At 47.4% G+C, this 5143-nt stretch carries 2 protein-coding genes; both read left to right on the top strand.

What is annotated here, in order from left to right; all coding sequences use genetic code 11:
• Positions 1–477 precede the first annotated feature (477 nt).
• Positions 478–1644, top strand: coding sequence for a hypothetical protein (locus ACFSJC_RS18110; protein ID WP_386028603.1), 1167 nt, complete (start codon positions 478–480; stop codon positions 1642–1644).
• A 50-nt stretch (positions 1645–1694) separates the two neighbouring features.
• Positions 1695–5117, top strand: a complete 3423-nt coding sequence (locus ACFSJC_RS18105; protein WP_386028602.1) for an ATP-binding protein — start codon at positions 1695–1697, stop codon at positions 5115–5117.
• Positions 5118–5143: the final 26 nt, after the last annotated feature.

The raw sequence follows: 5143 nt of genomic DNA, 5'->3' as shown, positions 1-5143 counted from the left end.
AGACGTGGCTGCCGGGATTAAATTCGCCAGGGAATCTCATGAATTATGAAGTTGTGTGTAATGAGATGCTCCTAAAGACAGTGGTGCCGCCAACTATTGCCGCTACTTCCGGTACAACACCGATCTGTCATACCGCTCCCGCTATCTGTGTGAAACGGCATCTCATTTTGCATCCAGCCCAGTAGCCGGTGGCATAAAGGCCTTTCATTTACCAGACGTTTTCTGTTGGTCTCTGCTCATTCGCCAGTGAAGCGAAAAATTTGCCTGACGCCCTTTCATCATGATATGAATTAGGCGCACAAGCACATTACGTGACCACAAGGCGATCTGTCGTCCAATTTCGTTTTCAACACAATCACTCTCGATTGTAAAAGAATTGATACAGGCGCTTGGACATAGATCACTTGAAAATAGCAGCGCCCAGCTTGTGCTTGCTGAAGACCGGAACTGAGATAGCGAAACGCATGGAGCTGCCCAATGTCGACCTACCTCACAAAGACAGCCACAAACCGCCTACTCAATTATCTCTCATATCGCTGCTACTTCCAGCACAATCAACACGACTCCTCGCCCCCGCCAAAACTGAACAAAAATCGAGCAAAAGGAGCAATAGCAGCAACCATCATAATAGCGCTTATAGCAATTCCAGCAGGCAATGTCGTTAAAGCAGACCAGAAAGGAAAAGAGTTCAAATCAGAACTCGATGAACAACGAGCTTTTTTATTTCCAGAGTGCCCCAGAACAATCAATTTATCTGGATTTAATAGTCCAAAATCACCAGTTGAATCCTACACCGAAATTCCGGAAGTTAATCTTAGCTATACCCCTCCAAAAACAGCTGCCATCCTACCGCAGACATCTAATCCAGAACCACTAGGATCTGGGCTTCCAACGCTCGCCAAATGGCTAGACACTCCTCTGGAACGACATAGCTGGCGCAAAAGCTGGCAAATATCCGGGCCATGGCTCTGGCACACACCCGACGGCACACACCACGATTACTGCCTCGTGTTGATCGAGGGGTGCTTCAGTGGCCATTCCAAAGCGCCATCAGCATCAGGCCCACTTCCGAAGGTAATTGCTTGCGATGACAAGAACAAGAACATCGAGAACCACAATCTCGGCTTTCACAACCGACAGCCTCTAAGGCTCTCCTGGCAGCAAGAATGGCTCGATCTCTTCGGACTCTGTGAGGCACCCACCACCTACGCCGAGATAGAATTTCAGCATACAGAAGATCTCCGTGCCATCCGCTTGCTCCCCCGGATAGCGGAGCTTCCACAAGATCACGAACACTCCCCCGACATAAAAGTATTTTTATCGTTCTACGCCGCTGTATGGCTCGACGGCGAAGAGGTCGGAATTTCCGCCGCATATTTACATTCTCACCCAGCGCGCATTCCGACGCTGCTACCCCACACCTTCATCGGTCATGAGCCACTGTGGCTACCACTACGTCGCACACCTCAACTGAACGCCAACGACAATAGGTCGGGGCTTTTGTCAGTAATAGCCGTCTTACACCAGAGCCGCCGCATATCAGATGTCGACAGTCATTTAGCTAAAATACTCGGCGAGGCAACTATAAATCGACCCTGGGGTTTCCACGCTCAACCATGGAAACCAGCCACAGATCAACCCTAAATTGACTCAATCTTACGCGTAAATCAATTATGCATTAGGAGCAATACGTTATGACCACAACAGATGAGAAAGAATGGAAAAAGGACGAAATACCACCGATTGCCTTACCTCTTCCTGGATTTCAATATCAACACACCCCAGATCCGCCAGGCGCCGGCAACCGAGAACAGGACAGGGGTATGGTTGGTCGAGATGACCTTCTCGCCGAGCTATCTTCTGTGCTGTCGAAAACTCAAGGCTCTCGCGGCAGTTACCTGATCGCCGGCTTCCGTGGCTCCGGCAAGACATCGATCATCAACAAAGCACTAGACCTCTACAAGGGCACTAGCGATCACCTTGCTTGGCTGCCTGGCGACCCAAGAAACGAATTAATCTGCGAGGATGAGTTTCAATATTTAATAACAGAAGAAAAGAAGAAACAGGAGGAAATCAGCTCAACCAGCGAGACCAGCGAGACCAGCGAGACTATAGAACCGATACAACCACACTGCGAATCTCTCAGCAAGCACATCCAAAAAATCATAGATGATACAATCACCATAATCGAAAAAAAAACGATAAAGCTATTCCAAGACTTTAACCGCATCAAACTAGCTCACCACACTCGAACTCTTATTTATCGCATAAAGCAAAAAAAACTCAGGAAACGGCTTCTCAACCCACTCATTCATGTCCAGGTTAACCTTGCTACAGAAAAATCACTTGATGCGAGAACAGTACTTTTCAACGTCAGCTTCCTACTACATCAAGAACTTAAACGTATTGAGCGCAAAACGATACTCAGGCGAAGCTACACAATCGCAGCCTTTATTGCAATTTTCTATCTAGCATCAGCATCCATCATCTTTCTTGCCGATTACAAATTAATATACCCTTTCGGCAACAACACCTTAGACTCATCAGGACTACTACAGCCAATTTCTAACTTGTTATCCATTATACTGAGTTCAATTGGAGGAATACTCAGATCTTTATCGACTTTACTATTCGGAAACCAAGACACAGACATCACAATTCAAATACTTAGAGCAGGCCCACTAGCTGATCTCAACTCGTTCTTTTTTGGCATGCTATTGCCTTTATATCTTTCATATATCGCTTACTCAAGATTACTCCTAACTCCATCAAAAATCATCCGCCGCCTGGAAGGCCTTATAAAACGTGGTCGGCGAACGGAGGAAATGGATCAAGGCTTGACTACTGGCGCTGGCCTACGCATTGGAAAACGATATACGACCCCACCTCTTGACGCTCAACAAATAGAGGCCGAATTGCTCGACATTCTCGCCGATTGCCGACGCATCCCTCGGTTATTCGGCCGCCCGGACATCGTCTTCGTATTCGACGAACTCGACAAGATCTCTGGAACTCGAATCCACGACGTTCAATCCGCTCCTTCAAATCAAACTTTTAGTTCGAGACCTAACAACTCGACTGCTTTCGAGGGAATCGCGGATTTTCCAACATGGACGACCAGGGAAATCTACAAACGTAAGGAGCGTGTTGACGAGTTGCTATCGACCATCAAGAACTTCATTACCGAGGGAGAGGCCCGATTCTTCTTTATCGCCGGTCGCGAAATGCTTGACAGCTATCAGTCAGAACTAGGAAGTGCAAGTTCACTATATGAATCACTCTTCAATAAGGTTTTTGAGGTGCCTAGCCTGCTAACGGATGCATCCATACGAAAACCTCAACGCGAGCGTATAAGCAGACTGACAGAAGCCTTCGTATGTCGCAGAATCATGTCCCCGTCTACCGCAACTTATATATGGCACTGCTATAATACAAAAAACAAAAAATACCCGCAAAAAAACGCCCATCTTTATCGTTATAACTTGCAATACGAACCCTATCGCCTTCGCACCGTCTATCATTGGCTGTGCAGTCGCGGCGTCGAGCAATATGAAGCCAGACGTATCGTCTTCATGCTGCGTCATTTCGTTCATTTCCTAGTTCTGCATTCCTGGGGTAATTGCAAGCGGTTAAACTCACTATTCGAGCACTTTATCAAACCCAGCAATATAGCGAATCCAGACACAAAATCGGATCGACAAAAACTCGGAGAATCAGACTCAGAATCAGACAATCTTGTTTTACAATTCGGGCGCATGGATCAACAGCGTATCATGCTCGCCTCGAATCTCTACGTTCTACTGCACCATCATTTTCGACGCCAGCATAGCAGCGGTGCCGACAAGCTTATCGTATCCGTGTTTGCCGCCCTGCAATATCTACTCAAGTTCCATCATTTTCCGTTCTCTCGCAGCCAACTAGACCGCATGGACGAGGTTTTAAGTATCCATCGCTCACCAGAACTCAATTCGGCAATCGATACACTGCTAACGGTTGTTCTAAGACCCCATGTCCGACTGATAAGGAATGGACTTTCTCGTTATCGATTCATCCACGGATTCGAGCAGGAAGTCCGCTATATAGCCCGCATTAGCGACATCGAGTCCGCAGCTTTCAACTTTTCCCTCGATGCCAATGCAGGTGTAAAACTGCACTACCAGGAATTACTACGTCGAGCAGAGCATCGAAGCCAACAGTGGAACGCCGAACCCTATATTGGCACCAGCACAATCGCCGACATCAACATCACCTTAGGAGACCTATTAACTCAAGAGGAATCATTCGATCAAGCCGCAGTTCATTTTCAAGAAGCCGCAGACATTCTCTCACCACGGATATCTAGCTCCAGAAGCGACGTAGCTTTAGAGGCTAAAGTTCTACTTCAGTATATCGAGGCACTTCTAAAGCTTGGTGATGTCAACGAGCGCCGCCAACGCTATGAACGTGCAGCGGCCGCCTATACGACGGCACAGGAAGTTGCATCCCTGTTATTGCGGTCAAATCAGAAAGATAGCTTCACGATAACGGAAGACTCTAACATTGCGAATCAATATCTGAGAGAGGCCATCAGACGCGGCGACTCGAAATGGGACATTCTCAAACAACCAGTTTGGGCGCTCAAATACCTAAATTTAAAGCGAAGCCCAAACCCTTGGCTTGAGCACAGCGACCCGGAACCAGATCCTTTTTACGAATGCCGACGTGGACTGCAGTACGGAATGCGAACATCAGATGCTGTTTTCCATTATCGCGCAGGCCAGCTCGCTTTTTTCTATGGCCAGCACTCCAGCTCTAGCTATCATTTCGCGAATGCCATCACCTGCTCACGAAACGCCCCCAAAAGAGAATCAGTAAACGATGAGAGAGAAACCTATATCGGCGGATACGCAGCATTAAACGCAGCGGAAAACTTGATTGTCGGATTTATGCAAGAGCAGCACAAAAAAATCCACAAGTCACTACTAAAATCCAACACATCGAAATCCGAAAATTTAAAAGAAGCCATCAACTCTTATATGACGCGACTTTCCGAACTTCTCAGCACAATGCGGGAAATCGAGAATGAAGCTGAAATCAGTAACCATCCCCCGGCAGAGCCGGGGGCTTTAAATTCGTGAGCCGCTCAAAGCGGCAAGGGGTCGCT

The sequence above is a fragment of the Thiorhodococcus fuscus genome (assembly GCF_042682685.1).
GTDB lineage: Bacteria > Pseudomonadota > Gammaproteobacteria > Chromatiales > Chromatiaceae > Imhoffiella > Imhoffiella fuscus.
Note: the sequence above shows the minus strand (reverse complement) of the source record. Positions and strands in the feature narration are given on the sequence as shown.

What these genes read in the sequence shown, in the direction of transcription:
- ACFSJC_RS18105 (WP_386028602.1), top strand. Translation starts at nt 1,695, where the DNA reads ATGACCACAACAGATGAGAAAGAATGGAAAAAGGACGAAATACCACCG.
- ACFSJC_RS18110 (WP_386028603.1), top strand. Translation starts at nt 478, where the DNA reads ATGTCGACCTACCTCACAAAGACAGCCACAAACCGCCTACTCAATTAT.